Origin of the sequence: Paenibacillus beijingensis (assembly GCF_000961095.1) — a bacterium.
Classification (GTDB): domain Bacteria; phylum Bacillota; class Bacilli; order Paenibacillales; family Paenibacillaceae; genus Paenibacillus_O; species Paenibacillus_O beijingensis.
In genome coordinates, this window is the sequence record NZ_CP011058.1 from 2,418,726 (window position 1) to 2,440,000 (window position 21,275).

Annotated in this window: 17 protein-coding genes, 1 other RNA gene and 1 pseudogene (1 of these 19 only partly in view); 18 read left to right on the top strand and 1 reads right to left on the bottom strand. The window is 54.8% G+C overall.

Features of this window, described 5'->3' with window-relative positions:
- Positions 1-401 precede the first annotated feature (401 nt).
- The gene (locus VN24_RS10900; RefSeq protein ID WP_420798630.1) at positions 402-1,310 is read right to left on the bottom strand and encodes a S8 family peptidase; all 909 of its coding nucleotides are present in this window, start codon (positions 1,308-1,310) and stop codon (positions 402-404) included.
- A gap of 523 nt (positions 1,311-1,833) precedes the next feature.
- Here VN24_RS10900 and rpoE point away from each other — a divergent pair.
- The 18 genes and pseudogenes from rpoE to VN24_RS10990 form a co-directional block, all read left to right on the top strand.
- Entirely contained in the window at positions 1,834-2,394 is a 561-nt protein-coding gene (gene rpoE, locus VN24_RS10905) for a DNA-directed RNA polymerase subunit delta (protein ID WP_045670431.1), read from the top strand.
- A 327-nt stretch (positions 2,395-2,721) separates the two neighbouring features.
- On the top strand, positions 2,722-4,323 hold the full coding sequence (locus tag VN24_RS10910) for a CTP synthase (protein WP_045670432.1): 1,602 nt from the start codon (positions 2,722-2,724) through the stop codon (positions 4,321-4,323).
- 220 nt (positions 4,324-4,543) lie between these two features.
- Positions 4,544-4,942, top strand: coding sequence for a response regulator (locus VN24_RS10915; RefSeq protein ID WP_045670433.1), 399 nt, complete (start codon positions 4,544-4,546; stop codon positions 4,940-4,942).
- A gap of 134 nt (positions 4,943-5,076) precedes the next feature.
- A complete protein-coding gene (fba, locus tag VN24_RS10920) occupies positions 5,077-5,931 on the top strand; it encodes a class II fructose-1,6-bisphosphate aldolase (RefSeq protein WP_045670434.1) in 855 nt (284 codons plus the stop codon).
- Between the two features lie 219 nt (positions 5,932-6,150).
- A complete protein-coding gene (locus VN24_RS10925; protein WP_045670435.1) occupies positions 6,151-7,404 on the top strand; it encodes a UDP-N-acetylglucosamine 1-carboxyvinyltransferase in 1,254 nt (417 codons plus the stop codon).
- 253 nt (positions 7,405-7,657) lie between these two features.
- A pseudogene (gene rho / locus VN24_RS10930) lies at positions 7,658-8,888 on the top strand (transcription termination factor Rho); the annotation flags it as partial.
- Between the two features lie 1,092 nt (positions 8,889-9,980).
- Positions 9,981-11,246 carry a radical SAM family protein gene (locus tag VN24_RS10940; protein ID WP_045670436.1) on the top strand — a complete coding sequence of 422 codons (1,266 nt, stop codon included), beginning with the start codon at positions 9,981-9,983 and terminating at the stop codon, positions 11,244-11,246.
- 358 nt (positions 11,247-11,604) lie between these two features.
- Complete coding sequence (locus tag VN24_RS10945) at positions 11,605-12,294, top strand: response regulator transcription factor (RefSeq protein WP_045670437.1); 690 nt, start codon at positions 11,605-11,607, stop codon at positions 12,292-12,294.
- The gene (locus VN24_RS10950) at positions 12,287-13,330 is read left to right on the top strand and encodes a sensor histidine kinase (protein ID WP_045670438.1); all 1,044 of its coding nucleotides are present in this window, start codon (positions 12,287-12,289) and stop codon (positions 13,328-13,330) included. The genes VN24_RS10945 and VN24_RS10950 overlap by 8 nt, the downstream gene beginning before the upstream one ends.
- A gap of 97 nt (positions 13,331-13,427) precedes the next feature.
- Positions 13,428-14,114 carry an ABC transporter ATP-binding protein gene (locus tag VN24_RS10955; RefSeq protein WP_045670439.1) on the top strand — a complete coding sequence of 229 codons (687 nt, stop codon included), beginning with the start codon at positions 13,428-13,430 and terminating at the stop codon, positions 14,112-14,114.
- Between the two features lie 4 nt (positions 14,115-14,118).
- Entirely contained in the window at positions 14,119-16,635 is a 2,517-nt protein-coding gene (locus VN24_RS10960) for an ABC transporter permease (RefSeq protein ID WP_045673193.1), read from the top strand.
- 121 nt (positions 16,636-16,756) lie between these two features.
- Positions 16,757-16,954: a 50S ribosomal protein L31 gene (gene rpmE / locus VN24_RS10965; protein ID WP_045670440.1), complete on the top strand. Its 198-nt coding sequence runs from the start codon at positions 16,757-16,759 to the stop codon at positions 16,952-16,954.
- A 173-nt stretch (positions 16,955-17,127) separates the two neighbouring features.
- An RNA gene (ffs, locus tag VN24_RS26885) (signal recognition particle sRNA large type) lies at positions 17,128-17,394 on the top strand.
- A 226-nt stretch (positions 17,395-17,620) separates the two neighbouring features.
- On the top strand, positions 17,621-19,441 hold the full coding sequence (gene dnaX, locus VN24_RS10970) for a DNA polymerase III subunit gamma/tau (RefSeq protein WP_045670441.1): 1,821 nt from the start codon (positions 17,621-17,623) through the stop codon (positions 19,439-19,441).
- Between the two features lie 16 nt (positions 19,442-19,457).
- Entirely contained in the window at positions 19,458-19,769 is a 312-nt protein-coding gene (locus VN24_RS10975; RefSeq protein WP_045670442.1) for a YbaB/EbfC family nucleoid-associated protein, read from the top strand.
- A gap of 165 nt (positions 19,770-19,934) precedes the next feature.
- Positions 19,935-20,534 (top strand): recombination mediator RecR, encoded by a 600-nt coding sequence (gene recR / locus VN24_RS10980; RefSeq protein ID WP_045670443.1) that lies wholly within the window; start codon positions 19,935-19,937, stop codon positions 20,532-20,534.
- Between the two features lie 191 nt (positions 20,535-20,725).
- On the top strand, positions 20,726-21,016 hold the full coding sequence (locus VN24_RS10985; protein WP_045670444.1) for a YaaL family protein: 291 nt from the start codon (positions 20,726-20,728) through the stop codon (positions 21,014-21,016).
- On the top strand, positions 21,013-21,275 hold the 5' portion of the coding sequence (locus VN24_RS10990) for a pro-sigmaK processing inhibitor BofA family protein (protein ID WP_045670445.1). 1 nt of this gene lie beyond the right edge of the window; 263 of the gene's 264 nt are visible here — the first part of the coding sequence; the start codon lies at positions 21,013-21,015; the stop codon is cut by the window's right edge — 2 of its three bases fall inside, at positions 21,274-21,275. The genes VN24_RS10985 and VN24_RS10990 overlap by 4 nt, the downstream gene beginning before the upstream one ends.

A 21,275-nucleotide genomic window follows, 5' to 3' on the forward strand; every position in this document is an offset into this window, starting at 1 on the left:
TTTATAAACGAAACAAGGGGCTGTCCCAAGTCATCATCTCCGATGACTTATGGGATAGCCCTGTTTGCTTTTGAGCTCTTTCTGCTTCTTAAGCAGATTGTGGGCAAAGGAAAGCCGCCGGACTTCGAGGCTTTCTTTCCTCAAGACCGAAGCGGGGTAACGCGGGGCTCGAAAAAGGTAAGCGAAGCGGGGGCCGGGGGCCATTTGAATCTGTAGAAGCGCCAGCGTTCGCATTTGCAGACGGATTGTAGCCCTGCTAAGGCTTAAATATAATAAAAACAATCCGGCTGCAAGAGCGATCGGAAGATCTAATGGCCTCGCGCAGCGCTCCTTTTTCCACTCTGCTCAAGAGCGATCGGAAGATCAAATGGGTCAGTATAGCGCCCTTTTTCCTCCCGCCGCTATGGGTCCGTAGCTTTCAGCATGCGGAGAATGTCGATCTCGCCGGTCATTCGCAGCATTTTGACGCCTTTGATCGGCTGCACCGATTTCTTTAAGATCGCTTTCACTTCTGCCGGAGAGATTCCCGGATGTTTCGACAGCAGCAGGGCGACCGCTCCGCTTACATGAGAAGTTGCCATCGATGTGCCGCTCATTTCGTTATAGGCGCCGTTCAGCCAGGCGGAGTGAATTTTGTCGCCGGGGGCGTAAACGTCGATGAGGGAACCGCGGTTGCTGAAGGGGGCGATGCGCCGCTGGCGGGTTGTCGCTCCGACGGAGATCGTATGCGTGTAGCGGGCGGGGTAATCGACGGTACGGCGTTTGCCGTCATTGCCGGAGGAAGCAATGATAACAATGCCGGCATTATAAGCGTTGACTACGGCTGTGAGCAGCGACTTGCTGCGGCTTTTCATACCGAAGCTCATATTAATAATGTCCATCCGGTTGCGAATGCACCATTCGATCGCCAGCACGATATCGGCAACATAGGCGCTTCCGTTCTGATCGAAGGCTTTGACCGGATAAATAATGGCGCGCGGCGCAACACCAATCATGCCTTGGATCCGGTTGGCTGCGGCGATCGTTCCGGCGATATGGGTGCCGTGTCCGTTGTCGTCGTGCGGAGGTTGGGCCCGGTTAACCAGATTAATGCCGCCGGCAAGCGAGTTTTTCAAATCGGGATGGCTGAAGTCGACGCCGGTATCGATAACAGCGATTTTTACCCGGTAACCGGTTGTCTGGCTCCATGCCTGAGGGGCGCGGATATGCCTTACTCCCCATGGAATCCCCTTGGAATACTGGAAATTTTTCTGGACGGCTTCACGGATTTTGATCCGGTTTTTACGGGATGAACCCGTGAGGTTCAACATACCCTTCAGCGAACGGTACAATACGGTCGTGTCCAAGATGAGTTCCCTCCCGACGGACAATGCTGCAGTATTGTATGACCGAGCGTCCCCCGCCGCATGAGCAACTTGCCCTGTTTGAAACATTTAGGCTGCAAACCGTGTCATCCGACCGATCCCGACATAAGATGAAGTAAGAGTCCACAAGGCTCCTGCCAACCCGGAATGACGCTCTGACGCCGATAGCCGGGAGGATACAGTCAAAAACGAAGGGATGTCCCTTCGTTTTTTCTTTGCGTTTACGGCATGTAAGGACAAGCTGCAGCGGGCGCGCGGGCCGCTTAAGGGACTCGGGCGGGTGCGCCTGACGGGGCGGCGTCGTCTTCCGGATGAACGGATGAGCGGGTGGGGACGTGCTGTATCCTCGAGGCTTGCTTTTTTGAATAAAATAGGTTTTACTATAGTTTGATAAAAGGAAAGAACTCTAGATACGGATTTTGGGACCGCAGATAAAGTTGATTTGTTTCGAGAGGATGTGTCCATGTAGATGAGCAGCAATCTGTCTCAGAAATTCGATTCCGAGCGTCTGAAAGAGATGCCGATGGTCGATTTGGCATTCGAGGTGCTCAAAAGCGCCAATACGCCATACTACTACCGGGATTTGATGAAGGAAATTGCGAAATACCGCGGGTTGTCGGAGGCAGAGATCAACGATGTCATTGCCCAGGTGTACACGGAGATCAACATCGACGGCCGTTTCGCTTGCGTAGGCAGCAATATGTGGGGACTGAAGCGCTGGTATCCGGTCGAACGCTCCGAGGATCCGGTTGCGAATGCCAAGCGTCCGCGCATCATTAACGATGACGATGACGATGACGACGACAGCTACGTCGACGAGGAAGAAGAAACCTATTCCGCCGACGAAGAAGATTTCGATGCGTTCGACGAAGACCGCGAGTTCGAAGAAGGCGATGACGACGAAGGGGTCGACGAAGTCATCGACGATGAAGATTTGGATGATGAAGAAGCGGCCGAAGACGAGCTGCATGATGACGACGAAGACACCGACGATTCGGACGACGATGACGATCAGGACGACCTGAAATAGACAGCAGCGCTCCGGGACTCCCGGGGCGCTTTACATTTCCTTGACAGGGCCCTTGCGGTCGAGTAAACTATTGCATGGGCTTCAAGAACGACTCTATATAAGATGGATACAAGCACATGCTGCTGCCGCATTTACGGTGCGGTTATGCGCCTGTTCATCGGGACAATGGCAGACGCATGCGCGGCCGCTTTCCGATTCGATAACGAAAAGTGCCCCCTTAACACGGGTGTCACTTTTTTTGTTTTTTTTAGGCGTGCTCGCGCCATTAATATCGGGTAAATGGGTAACCATAAATTATAATTATAGGAGCATGGAGGGTACCATAAAGTGACTAAGTATATTTTTGTGACCGGAGGCGTTGTATCTTCCCTTGGCAAAGGGATTACGGCTGCATCTCTCGGCAGGCTGCTCAAGAACCGGGGCTTGAAAGTGACGATTCAGAAGTTCGACCCTTATATTAACGTCGATCCGGGCACGATGAGCCCGTATCAGCACGGCGAAGTATTCGTGACGGACGACGGCGCCGAAACCGACCTTGACCTTGGCCATTATGAGCGGTTCATCGACATTAATCTTTCCAAAAACAGCAACGTTACGACCGGAAAAATCTATTCCTCCGTCATCACAAAAGAACGTCGCGGCGAGTATCTCGGCGGCACAGTACAGGTAATACCGCACATTACGAACGAAATTAAGGACCGGGTGTTCCGCGCCGGCAAGGAAGCCGGCTCGGACGTCGTCATTACGGAAATCGGCGGTACCGTCGGCGATATCGAGAGCCTTCCGTTTCTGGAAGCGATCCGCCAAATCAAGAGCGACATCGGACGGGACAACGTCATGTATATCCACGTGACGCTCATTCCTTACATTAAAGCGGCCGGCGAAGTGAAAACGAAGCCGACCCAGCACAGCGTGAAGGAGCTGCGGAGCATCGGCATCCAGCCGAACGTCATCGTCTGTCGTACGGAGCGGGAGATTTCCGAGGACATGAAGCGCAAAATTGCGCTGTTCTGCGATATTGACGAAGGCGCGGTCGTTGAGTGCCGCGATGCATCCACACTGTATGAAGTGCCGCTTATGCTCCGCGAGCAGGGGCTGGACGACATCGTCGTCAACCACCTGAAGCTGAAGGCGGGCGAGCCGGATATGACCGAATGGCTTCGTCTGGTCGACCGGGTCAAAAATTTGAAACGGACGACCGAAATCGCCATTGTCGGCAAATATGTCGCTTTGCATGACGCCTACCTCAGCATTGTGGAATCGCTGAGCCACGCGGGATTCGACGCGGATGCGGAAGTGAAGCTGCGCTGGGTGGACGCTGAGGAGCTGACGGAGCAGAACGTTGCGGACAAGCTGCAGGGCGTCAGCGGCATTCTCGTTCCGGGCGGCTTCGGCGACCGTGGGATCGAAGGCAAAGTGGTCGCGATCCAATATGCGCGCGAGCAGCGCGTTCCGTTCTTCGGCATTTGTCTTGGCATGCAGGTTGCCGTTGTCGAGTATGCCCGCAATGTGGTCGGTCTGCACGGGGCCAACAGCTCGGAGATTAACCCTTCGACGGACTATCCTGTCATCGACCTGCTGCCGGAGCAGAAAGACATTGAAAATCTCGGCGGCACGATGCGTCTCGGACTGTATCCTTGCAAGCTGGCGGAAGGTTCGCTTGCGATGCGGGAATACGACGACGAGCTCGTGTACGAGCGCCATCGCCACCGCTACGAATTCAACAACGAATACAGGGAGCGGATCGAATCGGCCGGCCTGAAAATTTCGGGAACCTCGCCGGACGGGCGTCTGGTGGAAATCGTGGAGCTGCCGGATCATCCTTGGTTCCTTGCGGTTCAGTTCCACCCTGAATTTACGTCGCGTCCGAACCGTCCGCAGGCGCTGTTCCGCGGTTTTGTGCGGGCTGCGCTCAACAGGAACGAGTAGAACGGCCTTTATTTTCCAAGGTTCCTTATTTAAGGGACAACTCTGAATGTCGGCGGTCATCATTTTTTTCCTAACTTGGGAAGGAATCCTGCCTGTTAAACGCGAATAAGTTTATCCGAGAATGAATCGGGTGTCTGCCCCGGACTCTGTACAAGATGCCGGCAGCGACACCTTCTTCAATACGGCGGATGCGCGGGTAACTTTAATAGGAGGTTTTGAAGTGGAAAAGAAGAAAGTGTTGATCGTTGACGATCAGAATGGAATTCGCGTTCTTCTCATGGAAGTGTTCAGCAGCGAAGGATATTTGACTTTTCAGGCTTCAAACGGCAGGCTGGCGCTGGAGATCGTAAAGAGGGACAACCCCGATCTGGTGCTGCTTGATATGAAGATACCGGGCATGGACGGGCTGGAAATTTTGAAACATATCAAAACGATAAACCGCGACATTAAAGTGATCATGATGACCGCCTACGGCGAGCTCGATATGATCAAGGAAGCGACCGACCTGGGGGCGCTTATGCATTTCACGAAGCCGTTCGACATTGATGAGATGCGGCTTGCGGTCAATATGCAGCTTCGGGGCGGAGAATCGAATAGCCGTTACGCGATCGGGTCCTGATTCATCAGGGCCTTTATTTTTTTAGCAATACAAGACATTTACACATCGTTGTCCCAGTGTGATATAATAACTCAGGATGACAAGTCGGAAGCGGGCTTGAATAACGAATAGTCGGTTATAGGAGGACGAGACATATGCCACTCGTATCAATGAACGAATTTTTGCCGAAGGCAAAAGAAAACAAGTTTGCGGTCGGTCAATTTAACCTGAACAACCTGGAATTCGCGAAAGCGATCACCCAAGCTGCAATGGCTGAGAAATCGCCGTTCATTTTCGGAGTCAGCGAAGGCGCTCTGAAATATATGGGGATTGAATATACCGTTGCAATCGCGGAAGCGGCTGCGAAAGAATCGGGACTTCCGATCGCTTTGCACCTTGACCACGGCAGCAGCTTTGAAGTTGCAATGAAATGTATCCGCGCAGGTTTTTCGTCGGTTATGTTCGACGGCTCGCACTACGGTCTGGAAGAAAATATCGAGCTGACGAAGCAAGTCGTTAAAGCGGCTCGCGCAATGGGTGTTTCGGTCGAAGGCGAGCTCGGAACGATCGGCGGCGTCGAGGACGATCTGAGCGTTGCGGATGAAGACGCAACGCTTGCCAAACCTGAAGAAGCGATCCGCTACTACGAAGAAACGGGCGTTGACTGTCTGGCTATCGCTGTCGGCACGGCGCACGGCATGTACAAAGGCGAGCCGAAAATCCACTACGATATCATTCAAAAAGTAGCGGATGCCATTCCGGTTCCGATCGTTCTTCACGGCGGCTCCGGGGTGCCGGACGAAGCGATTCGCCAGTCCATCCAAGCCGGCGTTGGCAAAATCAACGTGAACACCGAGAACCAAGTTGCTTGTACGAAAGCCGTTCGCGAAGCGCTTGCCTCGAACGCAGACATCATCGACCCTCGTAAATATTTGAACCCTGCCATCAAAGCGATGCAAGCAGTCGTTCAAGAAAAAATCCGTTTGTTCGGAAGCAGCAACCAAGCATAACTTCCGGAACAATGGATGATTAACCGCCCGATCGGCCGGCAATGCTGCCGGAAAGTGGCCCGCCCTCCAGCTTAAGCTGCGCGGCGCAACCTCTGCGGCGCCGCCGCTGACCTCTTGCGAGGCAGCGGCAGCGCTGCAGGGGGAAGCCCTTATCCGGCTGCCAGCGCATGGCCGGGGCGGTTTTTCTTTGTTCTTTCTTCCCGGGGAGGATCTATCTTCATGGACAAATTAATGATTCGCGGCGGACGCCCGCTGCGGGGGACGGTAAGCATCAGCGGCGCCAAGAACAGCGCGGTTGCGCTGCTTCCGGCGGCTATTTTGGCCGAATCGGAAGTCGTTCTGGACAACCTGCCGCACTTAAGCGACGTTGCCGTATACGCAGACCTGCTGGAGCAGCTGGGGGCCGGTATTTCATGGAACGGGGAAACGATGCGAATCGACTCTTCCTCGCTCAATTCGATCCCGATGCCGAACGGCAAAGTAAAGCTGCTGCGCGCATCTTATTATTTGATGGGAGCCCTGCTCGGGCGTTTCGGTGAAGCAACGATCGGTCTGCCGGGCGGATGCAACTTTGAACCCCGACCGATTGACCAGCATATTAAAGGATTTGAAGCTTTAGGAGCGCAAGTATCCAACGATCAAGGCTCCATCCGCATCGTTGCGAAGGAGCTGCGCGGAGCCAAAATTTATTTAGACGTTTCCAGTGTTGGAGCGACGATTAATATTATGCTTGCAGCCTCTCGTGCTAAAGGCTTAACGACAATTGAAAACGCGGCTAAAGAGCCTGAAATAATAGATGTCGCAACATTACTTAATGCAATGGGCGCCAAGATCAAAGGCGCGGGCACCGAAACGATCCGCATCGAAGGTGTCGACGGTCTTCACGGCTGCCGCCATTCCATTATTCCGGACCGCATTCAGGCGGGCACATACATGATTGCAGCCGCAGCGACGCGCGGCGACGTGCTCATTGACGGCGTCATTCCGAAACATATGGAAGCGATAACGGCGAAGCTGCTCGAATTGGGCGTTCATGTGGAGGAAATGGATGAAGCGATCCGCATCGTAGGCGCACCCCGGTATGAGGCGGTCGATGTGAAGGCGCTTGTTTATCCGGGCTTTGCCACCGATCTGCAGTCGCCGATGACCAGTCTGCTTACGCAGGCGAGCGGTGTCAGCATTTTGACCGATTATGTTTACAGCAATCGCTTTAAACATGTGCCCGAGCTGGTGCGCATGGGTGCCAATATCCGTGTTGAAGGCCGTTCCGCCATCATCGAAGGCAACCAGCTAAACAGCGCAAAGGTGAAAGCGGCCGATCTGCGTGCGGGAGCGGCGCTTGTCGTGGCCGCCTTGACGGTAGCGGATGGAATTACCGAAATTACCGGGGTTGATTATATCGACCGCGGATATGATAACTTGGTCGAAAAACTCCGTGCGCTGGGTGCCGATGTCTGGCGCGAAAAAGATTAGATCCCCTGCTCTCAGGCCGCATTTCATTCTCGGAACCGATTCCGCCCGGGACGCAATACGTATCAAGTATCTACCGGGCGGAATAGAGTCTGCCTAAAGCGGATAAGATGAAAGAGTAGATTAAGAACAGTGCAAATGTGTTTAATGAAGAAAGTGCGGATAAGAACAGACTGATCGTACAGCCCAAAAAAGTCGCCGACGTTTTGTGACCGTTTTACAATTCCAATTGAAAACTGAATAAAGTGGTGAGAATATGAGTGATCTTCAGATCGCGGATCTGGAAGAAATGAAGCTAAACGACTTGTATAAGCTGGCCAAGCAGCACCAGATTCCCTCGTATGGCCAGATGAAGAAGAAAGAACTGATTTTTGCAATCCTGCGTGCGCAGGCTGAGCAGGGCGGACTGATGTTCATGCAGGGTGTGCTTGATATTTTGCCGGAAGGATTCGGTTTCCTAAGGCCGATCAATTACTTGCCCAGCTCGGAGGACATCTATATTTCAGCCTCCCAAATACGCAGATTTGATTTAAGAAGCGGTGATCTGGTATCCGGCAAATGCCGGCCGCCCAAAGAAAACGAACGTTATTTCGGACTGCTTCAAGTTAACGCCGTAAACGGCGAAAATCCCGAAACGGCGTCAGAGCGCCTTCATTTTCCCGCTTTAACCCCTCTTTTTCCACAACAGAAGCTGGTACTTGAGACTTCTCCGACGAAATTATCTACCCGAATTATGGACCTGCTTGCTCCGGTTGGACTTGGTCAACGCGGTTTGATCGTAGCGCCGCCCAAAGCCGGTAAGACGCTCCTCTTGAAGGAAATCGCCAACAGCATCTCTGAAAACCGACCCGAAATCGAGCTCTTCGTCCTGCTGATCGACGAACGGCCCGAAGAAGTAACCGACATGTCGCGTTCGGTTCGGGGAGAAGTGGTGGCATCCACCTTCGACGAGCTTCCGGAAAACCATATTAAGGTGGCAGAGCTTGTTCTGGAGAGGGCGCTTCGCCTTGTGGAACATAAGAAGGACGTAGTCATTTTGCTCGACAGCATCACGCGGCTTGCGCGGGCGTACAACCTGGTCATTCCTCCTTCGGGAAGAACGCTCAGCGGCGGTATCGATCCGGCGGCTTTCCATCGTCCGAAGCGGTTTTTCGGATCGGCGCGCAACATTGAGGAAGGCGGCAGTCTGACGATTCTTGCAACCGCTCTGATTGATACGGGCTCCCGGATGGACGACATCATTTATGAGGAGTTTAAAGGTACGGGCAACATGGAGCTGCATCTGGACCGCAAGCTGGCGGAAAGACGCATCTTTCCGGCGCTCGATATCCGTCGTTCGGGCACGCGGCGCGAAGATTTGCTGCTGACGAAAGAAGAGCTGGATAAAGTATGGGTGATCCGCAAAAATATGAACGATTCGCCGGATTTTGTAGATGGTTTCCTGCGGAAGCTGGGCGAAACGAAGACGAATGCCGAGTTTTTGTCCACGCTGGAATCGAAAAATGCCGCCCGCAGCGGGGCGGGACCGCAGGCGCAGCAGCCGCCGCAGTCTCAGCCGCAGGCGCAGCGCTCCTATCCGTCTTCGGCTTCCACCTCGTCCGGACGCATGACTTCATCACCCCGACCGGGGGGAATGAATCCCCAGGTTTCCGGCTCGTCATCCAGACCGGGCATGACGTCGACATCGTCTTCGCCGGGAATGTCATCCAGACCGGGCTCTGCATCGCCGTCAGCGCCGGGATCGCGCACAGGCGGAGCATCGTTCACCGGCACGCCCGGTTCTTACTCCAGACCGAGCTCGAACCCGCCGTCTGCATCCCGTCCAAGCTCGGCGACGACCGGCTCGTCGTCTCAAGCCGGCAGACCGTCGTCGTCCTCCGGCACGCCTTACAAGCCGAACTCGGCGCCTGCCGTGTCATCGTCGGCGCAGACGTCCAGGCCGAGCGCGGCATCTGCGGTATCGCCGGCGGGGCAGACGTCCAGGCCGGTCGCGGCATCTGCGGCGGCGCCGGCAGAGGAGACGTCCAGGCCGAGCGCGGCATCAGCGGCAGCGTCGGCAGAGGGGACGTCCAAGCCGAGCGCGGCATCTGCGGCAGCGCCGGCAGAGGAGACGTCCAAGCCGAGCGCGCCGGCAGCGGAATTGGCGCCGAGAGATCAGGCGCCGAATACGGCAGCGGCCGAATCGGCTGCAGCTTCCGCTGCGGCTTCCGCTGCGGCTTCCGCTGCGGCTTCCGTGCCGCCGGGTGCACCCGCGAAACCGGAAGCTCAGGCGCTTGCAGAGCCGGCTTCCGAACCTGCGGCAAAGCCGGACGAAGCAGCGGCGGTAGCCGAAGTGCCGGCTGAACCGAAGAAGACGCGCACCCGCGCCGCTTCGACCAAACCGCGCGCTACAAAGGCGGCTGCGAAGCCGAGAACGAAATCCAAAGCAGCGGAGGCGGAAACCGCCAGTTTGGCCGAATCTACGAATCCGGGTGCGAGCGACGGCGCCGAAGAACCGAAGCCGGCTCCTGTGCGGCGGACGAGACGTTCGGCCGCGAAGGAATAACGCATACAAGAGGGAAGAAGTATAGGAGGACGACATGAATCTCGTTTATGCCGATGAACAGGGGAACGTATTCGACCACCCCGATTGGATCGGACTCGGACGCAGCGGCGATATGGTTGTGGAACTGATGGAGGACGAGCTCATTCCGCTGCCGGAAGGGGCTACCCTCGTCGGTTTGCCCGACACGCGCCCAGTCGGAATCGATAACGAAACCGGCGAAATGCGTATGCTGCCCGGCAATTACCAGGCGGTCGGCGCGCTGCTGCCGCAAGGCTTCACCCGTCTGTGCCTGCCGGGCTATGTGAAAGCGGACCGGAAAGCGGTGCTGCCGCTGTTCGGATATACCGCTGTCGTCTGGAAAGACGGCGGCTTCCATGTGGCCGCCCATGCGACGGACGATCCGCAGCGGTGGAATCCGGAGAACTGCGACCGCAAGGAGCTCGGTCTCAGCGTCGAGCGGCTGCTGGCCAAATATCCGGACAACCGGTTGTATAAGCACTTGTCCAACTGTGCGCTCGGATACGAATGCCTGACCGCATCCAACACCTTTTTGCAGCGCTGGGAAGGGGCCGTTCCGGTTTCCTACTCCTGCAACGCCGGCTGCTTCGGCTGCATTTCCGAACAGCCGGACGACAGCGGCTTCCCTGCGCCTCAGACCCGGATGAATTTCAAGCCGACCGTAGACGAAGTGGTTGATATTATGCTGGAGCACCTGAAGCATTCCGACTCGATCATCAGCTTCGGACAAGGGTGCGAAGGAGAGCCTTCGACACAGGTCAAAATTATCGTCGAAGCGATGCGGCGCGTCCGCGAGCAAACGTCGCTCGGGTATATTAACATCAACACGAACGCCGGTCTAACCGATCATATCCGCGCCATCGTCGATGCCGGTTTGGACCTGATGCGGGTGAGCACCATCAGCGCGCTGGACGACCATTACGACGCCTACTACAAGCCACGCGCGTATACGCTCGCCAATGTGGAAAAATCGCTGAAATATGCAACCGATAAAGGTGTCTACACGTCAATTAACTATTTGATTTTCCCGGGCGTCACCGACCGCGAGGAAGAGATTGAAGCGATGATCGGGTTTGCGAAGCGGACCGGGCTTAAACTTATCCAGATGCGCAACCTGAACATCGACCCGGAAAGTTATTTGCAGCTCATTCCAAAAGCCCGGGGCGAAATTTACGGCATGAAGCAAATGATTGAAATTTTCCAGCAGGAGCTGCCGGATGTTGTGATCGGATCGTATACGCATGTTCCTCCCGCACCGGTCGCCTTGCGAAACAACCCGTAATTGGCAAGCGGGGGCATCCCCTCCGGGAGCCTGGCCAATGCGGAGATAGATTGATGCTTGAATCCCCGGTGATCCATTAGAGGCGATTCCGGCTTCGATGGAATTTTCAACCGTGCTCGTTCGGGCACGGTTTTTCAGCTTACCCAGATACTAACAGGAGCCGCTGGCCTTGGCTTTGGCTAATGCCATTGTCAAACGTAGTCGTCTACGTTCTGGAGGCGGCTTGATCATAACTCGTCATACCAGCTGAATCCACGTCTTATTTCGTCGTCTGGCAGAACGTGATATGGAAATTGATCCCTGCGGGATGTAAGATGATAGAAAACAACAAACGCTATTAGAGAAAAGAGGGTTGGCCATGACCACATTGCTCGTCGTCGAGGATGACGTCAGCCTGAACAAAGGGATCGCCCTTACCCTTGCCAAAGACGGTGTCACGATAAAACAAGCTTACGATCTCGCGGCAGCGGAGCGGTTGTTTGCTGCGGGCGGCATCGATCTGATCGTGCTCGACGTGAACCTCCCGGACGGAAGCGGTTTTGATTTCTGCGAGAAAATAAGGCGGCATTCCCGATTGCCAATCATCTTCTTGACGGCGAACGACCTCGAGACGGACATTGTGACGGGCTTTGAGCTCGGAGGGGACGACTATATAACGAAGCCGTTCAGCCTGATGGTGCTGCGGGCGAGAGTGATGGCGGTGCTTCGAAGAAGCGTCTCGCACGTTGAGGACAAGATCGCGATCGACGGCATGACGCTTGACTTCGGGAAGATGGAATTCGAGAAGGAAGGCGGCAAAATCGCGCTGAGCAAAACCGAGCAGAAGCTGTTAAAAGCGCTTGTCATGAATAAAGGAACGATATTGACGAGAGAGCAGCTGATAAACCAGATTTGGACCGTCGATGCCGAGTTTGTCGATGAGAACGCGCTGACCGTTACGATTAAACGGCTGCGCGCCAAGATCGAAGACGAGCCTTCCTCGCCTACCTACATCAAAACCGTCTACGGCCTGGGCTATAGGTGGTCGGAAAGGAACGGCCATGAATAAGAGCGAAGAGCATCGCTTTGGCGGCACGTATTTCGTTTTCTCGTTCATCCTATTCATTCTCGTACTCGGCTATACGGCCTCCGTACTGTACATAAACGCCTTCGATGATACCATTATATGGATTTCCCTCCTGTTCGCGGCATTCGTATTCACCGTCGGAGCGGCATGGATTTGGACGCTGAAAACAAAAATCGCCTCTATTGTCAAAGCGGTTGACGATATGGTGGACCGGGCGATCCACGGTCAAGCGACGGCATCGGATTATGTGGAGACGAATCTGTCGTCACTGGAAAACAAGCTGATTCGCTACATCGACCTGTCGACAACCCATGAAAGAAAGCTCGAAGCTGAAAAAAACAAAATCAAAGCGCTCATATCCGACATCTCCCATCAAACGAAAACCCCCTTGTCCAACATCATGCTCTACAGCCAGCTGCTTCGGGAAAATCCCAAGCTCGACGAGGAAGCGGGGCAGTTAGCGGACAGCGTCAACGCACAGTCGGAGAAGCTGAACTGGCTCATCCAATCCCTGATAAAAATGTCGCGCCTGGAAACGGGCATCATATCGATTCATCAAACCCCAAAGCCCGTTATCCGTACGATTTCGGAAGCGGTATCGCAAATTTACGACCTTTCGAAGCAACAGGGAATCGGGATTACGATCGATTGCAACCGGAAAATCGCGGCCGTCCACGATCTGAAATGGACAAGTGAAGCGCTGTTCAACATTCTGGAGAACGCGGTTAAATACAGCGGACCAGGAGGCAAAATCCATATTTCGGCCGAAGCCTATGAAATGTTTGCCCGAGTGGACATTTCGGATACGGGCATCGGAATAGAAGAAGGCGAGCTGAACCTCATTTTCAAACGGTTCTACAGGTGCAAAAGGACGGCGGAATACGAAGGTGTGGGCATTGGATTGTTTCTGGCCAGAGAAATCGTTGCGCTTCAGGGAGGGTACATTAAAGTTTCGTCCAAGGTTGGAGAGGGGAGCGTGTTTTCGGTTTACTTGCCGGCGGCATCGGGGCAAATGTGACATCTCCGTTATTTTTCAGATACGGGAATGTCAGATTGTTTTGCTACATTAAGTTTGTACGCGAAAGGTACAGACTATTTGTTTAGGGGATGGAACGATGCCGATCTTGCAAATCGAAGCGTTGAAGAAATATTACGGGAAAGGGGAACATGTCGTCAAGGCACTCGACGGCATTACCCTGTCGGTCGAGAAAGGCGAATTTGTCGTCATTGTCGGCACGAGCGGAAGCGGGAAAAGCACCTTACTGCATATGCTCGGCGGCCTGGACCGGCCCACGGAGGGCAAGGTTTATTTGGACGGAAACGATATTTTCAGCATGAACGACGAGAAGCTGACGATTTTCAGACGGAGATCAGTCGGCTTCGTGTTTCAAAGCTTCAACTTGATCCCGATTCTTAACGTTTATGAAAATATCGTGCTGCCGATCGAGCTTGACGGCGCGAGAGTGGATAAAGGATATGTGAATAAAGTGATTGGAGCGCTCGGGCTGAAAGAGAAGGTGAACAACCTGCCGCTCAATCTTTCCGGCGGGCAGCAGCAGCGGGTGGCCATCGCGCGGGCACTGGCGACCAAGCCTTCCATCGTGTTGGCCGATGAGCCTACCGGCAATCTAGACAGCAAGACGAGCCAGGAAGTTCTTATTCTGATGAAGCAAATGAGCGAGCAGTTCAATCAGACGATCGTCATGATTACCCATAACGAGGAAATTTCGCAAACCGCCGACAGAGTGATCCGGATCGAGGACGGCACAATCGCAGGCCGCTCCGCAGCCGTCGGGAGGTAAGATGATGATCCGGACCAATAACGGGAAGACCGTATCAAAGCTTGCAATAAAAAGCCTGAAGGCGAATCGGTTGCGGAACGTCGTCATCGTAAGTGCGGTCGTGCTGACTACGCTTCTGCTCACCTCGGTGTTTACGATGGCGCTCAGCATTAACAAGTCGATGGAACGGGCCAAGATGAAGACCGCGGGCAGCGATTTTCACGGCAGCTTTAAGTACCTGACATCGGAAGAGGCGGAGAAGCTGATCCGACATCCTTCCGTTAAAGAGTACGGGAAGACTGTCTTGGTCGGCAACGCCATCGGCGATGCGTTCAAATCAGCCCCGCTCGAAATTAGCCAAATCGATTCGAGCATAGCCAAACACAGCTTCGTCAACTTTGTGGAGGGCGGGCTTCCTGACGGCGAGAACGAAATCGCGACGAGTACATGGATCCTCGATTTGTTGGGCGTTCCCCACGAAACAGGGGCGACATTCAGTCTGGATATCGACATCGACGGCAAGGCGGTATCGAAGGAATTCGTGCTGTCGGGTTTTTTTGAAGCGGATCAATATGTGGCGATGTCGGGTCAGGCTTTCGTATCGGAAGCGTTTGTGTGGAACTACGTCTCGCACATCGACCCCGAGCAATCGAAAGCTCACGGCACCTATGTCAATACGACAAGACTCGATGTCATGTTTAACAATTCTTTCGGCATCGAGAAGAAGATCCGGAACGTGCTGTCTGATACCGGATTGGATGCGCCTTACGGCGTAAACTGGGCCTACGCAAGCGTATCTCTGTTTGAAAATCCTATGAACGTCATCCCGTATGTGGCACTGATCTTGATCATTATGCTGAGCGGGTATCTGCTGATTTACAATATTTTTCACATCTCGGTCGTGAGAGACATCAAGTTCTACGGCTTGTTGAAGACGATCGGGACGACACCCAGGCAGGTTCGGAAAATCATCTCCATCCAGGCGAATCGCTTATACGTGGCGGCGCTGCCCATCGGGCTTGCTTCAGGCTACGGAATCGGGCGGTGGGTCGCGTCCTTGATGACGGCAGTCTCTTCGGAGGCGGAGCCCGCCTATTCGGCCAGTCCGATCATCTTCATCGGCGCAGCGTTGTTTTCGTATATGACGTTGCGGGTCGCTGCCAGCAGGCCCGGCAGAACCGCAGCGAAAATTTCGCCGGTAGAGGCAGTGAGGTATTCCGGGGTAAGCGGCGGCGGCGGAAGGAAAGTGAAGCGATCCGTAAACGGGGCGAAGCTGTCCAGAATGTCTCTCGGCAACCTGCTCCGGCAGAAGAAGAAGCTGCTGCTCATGCTGGCTTCACTGTCGCTCAGCATTACGCTGTTCAGCATGATCTTCACGGTCATTTCTTCGCTTGACATGAATAAATATTTGAACGCTTTTATTTCAGGCGATTTCGTCGTAAAAGCCGAAACTGACACACGGGGACGGATTGACAAGAGCCGCAGCGCGCTGACTGCGGACGTCAGCAGGGCGCTCGGCGCGATTGACGGCGTAGAGGGTGTGGACAACGTCTATTTCAAGCCGGACACGTTCGCCGTCGACGATACGATAAGAGCGGTGCTGGAACCTTTGGCGGCGGCCGAAGATCCTAATACCCCCTCATTTACATCCATTCTGAAGAGAGGAGAGATCGATCTTCAGCTTCACGGTATCGACAGCGGATGGTACGACGTCATTCAGAAAAGCGACATCGTGGCCGGAACGTTTGACCGGAAGAAGTTCAACTCGGGCGATTACGCCTTGATTACCGAAGCGATTTTGGGAGGGGACGATTATATCAGCTACTATAAACCTGGGGACAAAATAAAGCCGGACGGTATGGAGAAAAGCTATGAGGTCATGGCGGTGCTGAAGGTGGAAGCGCTCTATGCGGCGGGAACGAAACATTATAATACCGCCGGCTACAAGGTCTTCTTCCCGGCTGCCGAGTTCAGAACGGCGTTCAAGAATCCGCTGATTCTGTCGGCCACCCTTCATGCGGATCCCGCCAAGCTGGACCAGGTGGAAAATGCCGCAAAGGCGATAACCGACTCTAATAATGGCCTGACGATGAAATCCAGGGAAGATTACAAGAAGGAACTGGACGGTTTTATTCGCATCTTTCAAACGGTCGGCTACGGACTGAGCTTTATTGTCGCACTGATCGGCGTGCTCAATTATATGAACACGGTCATTACCGGCGTCATTACCCGGCGGAATGAATTTGCCGTCCTTGAAAGCATCGGCATGACCCGGAAGCAGATGAAGAAAATGCTCGTCTACGAGGGGCTTTACAGCGTATTGTTTACGACGTTAATCGTTGGGACGGCTGGCCTGCTTTTGACCTATCTGGTCGCCAAAAACATAGCGGAAAACATGGCGTTTACCGTTTTCCATATGAATGTGTTGCCAGTTGCGGCGGTTATTCCGATGCTCGCCATCATCTCTTACACGGTTACGGTCTATGCCTATCGAATGCTGTCCAAGGCAACGATCGTCGAGAGATTGAGGGAGGTCGAGTAAGGGAGAACAGCAGGCGACGAATTCATATTGCAACAGAGTGCGGCGCGTGCTATACTTGATCTACATGTGTATTATAACTCTGGGTCCGCCTGTTGACTCAGGGCAGAAAGAGGTGAACGAGATGAAAGAAGGTATTCATCCGAAGTACCACATCACTACCGCGACTTGCGCTTGCGGCAACACGTTCGAGACCGGTTCGATCAAACCGAACCTGCGCGTTGAGATCTGTTCCGTATGCCACCCGTTCTTCACGGGTAAGCAGAAGTTCCTGGACGCCGGTGGTCGTGTCGACAAGTTCAAAAAGAAATACGGCATCTAACATTTGCCTGCACCGCAGGATACAAGAACCTCCCTCAGCCAGCTTCGTCTGGCGGGAGGTTTTTTTATGGATCGGGAAGAAGACTGCTGCCGCCGGCACCGGGTGAAGGCCGAATTCGGCCAAGTTGTACCAGCGGTTGCACAGCGCGGCAGAATCCGCTATACTTATGTCTACCGTGCTAGATGGGGAGGTAGCGGTGCCCTGTAACTCGCAATCCGCTGCAGCGAGGTTGAACTCCTGCCTTAGGTCGTGCCGATGTGAAGTCTGGCAGCTGTGAAAGGTGTTGACGGACGGGTCCTCCGCAATGGATGCCTGTGAACCCGGTCAGGTCCGGAAGGAAGCAGCCGTAAGCAGGTTAATTCATGTGCCGGAGGAGTGCCTGGCCCGAGCTGGGATCAGAGGTGCCGTTCGGATCGCATAGATCAACGGCAGGTGCACGGTTCATACTTAAAGGTTACACCTGAACGGTGTCATTTATTCGTTTCTTCGGTTAACGGATATGACACGGTACAGGTGTTTTTGATTTTTTCGGCACCTTTCCCCCTTGTTGCCCGCAGATTCGGGAAAGCGCGCGACGAGGCGTTTTCCTTTTGCCGCACAAGGGGCTCTAATGTATAATAGAAAAACGAGGTAAGCCTTCAGAACCGATTCGAAAGGAAGTTGCGTGTGGCTCACATTGCGTTGTACCGCGCTTGGCGTCCGCAGACGTTCCGGGACATGGTGGGACAACAGCATATTAAACAAACGCTGCAAAATGCGATCAGCGAGCGGCGTATTTCGCATGCTTACCTGTTCAACGGTCCTAGGGGGACGGGAAAAACAAGCGCCGCCAAAATTTTTGCCAAAGCGGTTAACTGCGAGCGGGGACCGGCTCCGGAACCGTGCAACGAATGCGCGGCATGCCGCGGAATAACGGCAGGCGCGATTATGGATGTATTGGAAATCGATGCGGCTTCCAACCGGGGCATTGACGAAATCCGCGAAATCCGCGATAACGTCCGGTACGCGCCGTCGGAAGTACGCTATAAAGTGTATATTATCGACGAGGTGCACATGCTGACTTCAGAAGCGTTTAACGCCCTTCTGAAGACGCTGGAGGAACCGCCCGGGCACGTGATCTTTATTTTAGCCACGACCGAGCCGCATAAGCTGCCCGCCACGATCATCTCCCGCTGTCAGCGCTTTGACTTCCGTCAAGTGTCGCTGGAGGAACAGGTGCAGCGGCTGCAGGACATCTGCCGGGAGGAAGACATCAAAGCCGATGACGATGCGCTTGCTTACATCGCCAGATTGTCGGACGGCGGCATGCGCGACGCGATCAGCCTGCTGGAGCAGGTTGCGGCATTCGGCGGCGAAGGCATTACGCTGGAAGGCGCGGTTGACGCCACCGGCGGCATCGCGGCGGAACAGTTCGGCCAGCTTGCGGAAGCCGTGCGGGACCGCAGCGCCGCCGCCGTGCTGCCGCTTGTGGAGCAGTTGATGCAGGCCGGCAAGAGCGCGGACAAATGTATTGAAAATCTCATTTACTATTTCCGCGATCTGCTCGTGCTTAAGCTCGCCCCGCAGGGGGCGGGCAGCACCGGGCGGATCGTCGACGCCGAACGTTTCCGGGCGATGGCGGATTCGTTCGAATCGGGGCGGCTGTTCCGCATGATTGAGGAGCTTAACCGGTATCAAGCCGAGCTCCGGCATGCTTCGCAGCCGCAAGCGCTGTTTGAAGTGGCGCTGCTGAAGCTGTGCACGATGCCGGCGGAAACGGTCGCCGCGCACGAACCGGGGGCGGCGCAACGGGCGGCCGCGGATCCTTCCGCAGCTGCGGCTGCCGGAGCTACCGGAGGCGGAGCTGCTTCCGGCGAAGTCGTCCGGCTGCAGCAGCGCATCGACTCGCTGGAGCGGCGGCTCGAGCAGCTGCTCAGAAGCGGTCAGGCTCCCGCAGCCGACAACGGCGGAGCCGGCGCATCCGCTGCGGCGGCAGGAGGCGGCTCCGCCATCCGCAGCGGCTCGCGTGGCGGGTTCGCGCAGCGATCGGGAGGCGGCGTAAGCCGCACCGTCAAGCTGGAGCCGTTCCTTGCGGCTGTGGGCGAGCCGGATACGGCCCAGGTCCGCATGAAATGGAGCGAAGTGCTCGCCCGCGTCAAAGACGCCCGGGTAACGGTCCATGCCTGGCTCGTGGACGGGGAGCCGGTATCCGTATCGGGCGGTACGGTGCTGGTTGCGTTCAAAAATACGATTCACCGCGAAACGACCGAAAAGCAGGCGAACCGCGAATTGATCGAGAAGGTGCTTAACGAAGCGTTCGGCAAGCCGATGCAGCTGGCGACGGTCATGCAGAAGGAATGGCAGGCCGCCTCCGAGGGAGCGGCCGCAGCGCCTGCCGAGACGCTGGAGCTGCGGCATGACGATACTGCTCCGGCCCGCCCCGAATGGGTTGAGGAAGCGATCAAGCTGTTTGGCGAGGATTTGGTGGAAATGAAACAAGAATCTTAACGATGAGGTGAATAGAATGAACAATATGAACCAAATGATGAAACAAGTGAAAAAGATGCAGGAGCAAATGCTTAAAGCACAGGAAGAGCTTGCGAACAAAACGGTTGAAGGAACGGCCGGCGGCGGTGTGGTGACGGTTGTCGCAAACGGACATAAGAAACTTTCCCAAATTACGATTAAACCGGAAGCGGTAGACCCTGACGATGTGGAAATGCTTCAGGACCTCGTACTTACGGCGGTTAACGATGCTCTGGCCAAAGCCGATGAGCTGGCTAATAAAGATATGGGCAAATTTACGGGCGGAATGAAAATACCGGGCTTGTTCTAGAACTGAAGAAAAAAGGGGATGCCCGCACTTGCTGCTGTCCGATCCATTAGGAGGACCAGGGATCCCCGCATTTTTTATGAACCCGACTTGTCGTCGGCGGAATGACCGGACGGCTTCTCCTCCTTCGGAGAAGCCGTCCGACTTTATGCAAGGGACTGATTTTGGATGTATTATCCCGAACCGATAGCCAAATTAATCGACTCCTTCACCCGTTTGCCCGGTATCGGCCCCAAGACGGCGGCCCGCCTTGCTTTTCATGTCTTAAAGATGAAAGAAGACGACGTCATCGATTTTGCCAAAGCGCTGGTGAGCGTGAAGCGAAACCTCCACTTTTGCTCGGTTTGCTGCAACATTACCGATACCGATCCTTGCCGCATCTGCCAGGACAAAACGCGCGACCGCTCCGTTATATGCGTCGTCCAGGAGTCGAAGGATCTTGTGGCGATGGAGCGGACAAAAGAATTTCAGGGCATGTATCATGTGCTGCAGGGCGCCATATCGCCCATCGAAGGGATCGGGCCGGATCAAATCCGCATCGCCGAGCTGCTGAACCGGCTTGGCGACGAACAGGTGCAGGAACTTATTTTGGCCACCAATCCGAATATTGAAGGGGAAGCGACGGCGATGTATTTGTCGAGACTGATCAAGCCGTTCGGCATTCGCATTACCCGTATCGCCCATGGTCTTCCCGTTGGCGGCGATTTGGAATATGCCGATGAAGTTACGCTTTCCAAAGCACTGGAAGGCCGCCGCGAGCTGAGATAGCCGGCCCATGATCGATGGATTGCGGCGGCTCTCACGGCTTCTCGTTTCCCCAACTGCTCCACCGCTGCCTCTATGGCGGCTTTTTTTGTTAGACGCTACTTTCGTTCGTTCTAAATGCCCCTTTTCGTTTATAGAATAATATCAGCGAATTTCGGAAACAGGCGGACAAGCCGAAAGGGGCGGTATAGAAAATGGTCGGATGGCAGCGGTTCAGCGGGGCGGCAAGAGCAGAGGCGAAAGCGGTCAAGAATCGGTCCGCCGCAGCAATGGATGAAATCGAACGGTTAAGAAACGAAATTGCGGAAGCGCACAGGGATTGGCTGCACGCTCAGCATCACTTTGAGAACGCCACAGGTGCCGATCAGATCGATTACGCGATTTATGCAGTCGAGACGGCCCAGAAACGTTATGAGATGCTGATACGACAGGCTAAAAGAATGGCGCAATCATGGCCGGCCTGGAAAGGGGGGGCGCTGGGGTGAAGTGGGTATGGTCGGCGATGCTTGCAGTCTCCTCGCTGCTGCTGATTGCAATTGTTGTCCGGCAGCGGATCTCATGGGCCTGGTTCAGCCGCTTTGCGCTTCATTTGACGGCGGCAGCAGTTGTGCTTTACCTGCTTAACAGCTTGAGTGTGATTCCAGGCGTGCAAATTCCGCTAAATCCGACGACGATCGGCACGGTGGTTGTGCTCGGCATACCGGGTGTTGCGTTAATTGCCGGCTTGCAGGCGGTGTTGTTTTA

Coding starts and splice junctions, on each gene's coding strand:
- VN24_RS10900 (WP_420798630.1), bottom strand. CDS start 1,310: ATGTTGAACCTCACGGGTTCATCCCGTAAAAACCGGATCAAAATCCGT.
- rpoE (WP_045670431.1), top strand. CDS start 1,834: ATGAGCAGCAATCTGTCTCAGAAATTCGATTCCGAGCGTCTGAAAGAG.
- fba (WP_045670434.1), top strand. CDS start 5,077: ATGCCACTCGTATCAATGAACGAATTTTTGCCGAAGGCAAAAGAAAAC.
- VN24_RS10925 (WP_045670435.1), top strand. CDS start 6,151: ATGGACAAATTAATGATTCGCGGCGGACGCCCGCTGCGGGGGACGGTA.
- VN24_RS10940 (WP_045670436.1), top strand. CDS start 9,981: ATGAATCTCGTTTATGCCGATGAACAGGGGAACGTATTCGACCACCCC.
- VN24_RS10945 (WP_045670437.1), top strand. CDS start 11,605: ATGACCACATTGCTCGTCGTCGAGGATGACGTCAGCCTGAACAAAGGG.
- VN24_RS10950 (WP_045670438.1), top strand. CDS start 12,287: ATGAATAAGAGCGAAGAGCATCGCTTTGGCGGCACGTATTTCGTTTTC.
- VN24_RS10955 (WP_045670439.1), top strand. CDS start 13,428: ATGCCGATCTTGCAAATCGAAGCGTTGAAGAAATATTACGGGAAAGGG.
- VN24_RS10960 (WP_045673193.1), top strand. CDS start 14,119: ATGATCCGGACCAATAACGGGAAGACCGTATCAAAGCTTGCAATAAAA.
- rpmE (WP_045670440.1), top strand. CDS start 16,757: ATGAAAGAAGGTATTCATCCGAAGTACCACATCACTACCGCGACTTGC.
- VN24_RS10975 (WP_045670442.1), top strand. CDS start 19,458: ATGAACAATATGAACCAAATGATGAAACAAGTGAAAAAGATGCAGGAG.
- recR (WP_045670443.1), top strand. CDS start 19,935: ATGTATTATCCCGAACCGATAGCCAAATTAATCGACTCCTTCACCCGT.
- VN24_RS10985 (WP_045670444.1), top strand. CDS start 20,726: ATGGTCGGATGGCAGCGGTTCAGCGGGGCGGCAAGAGCAGAGGCGAAA.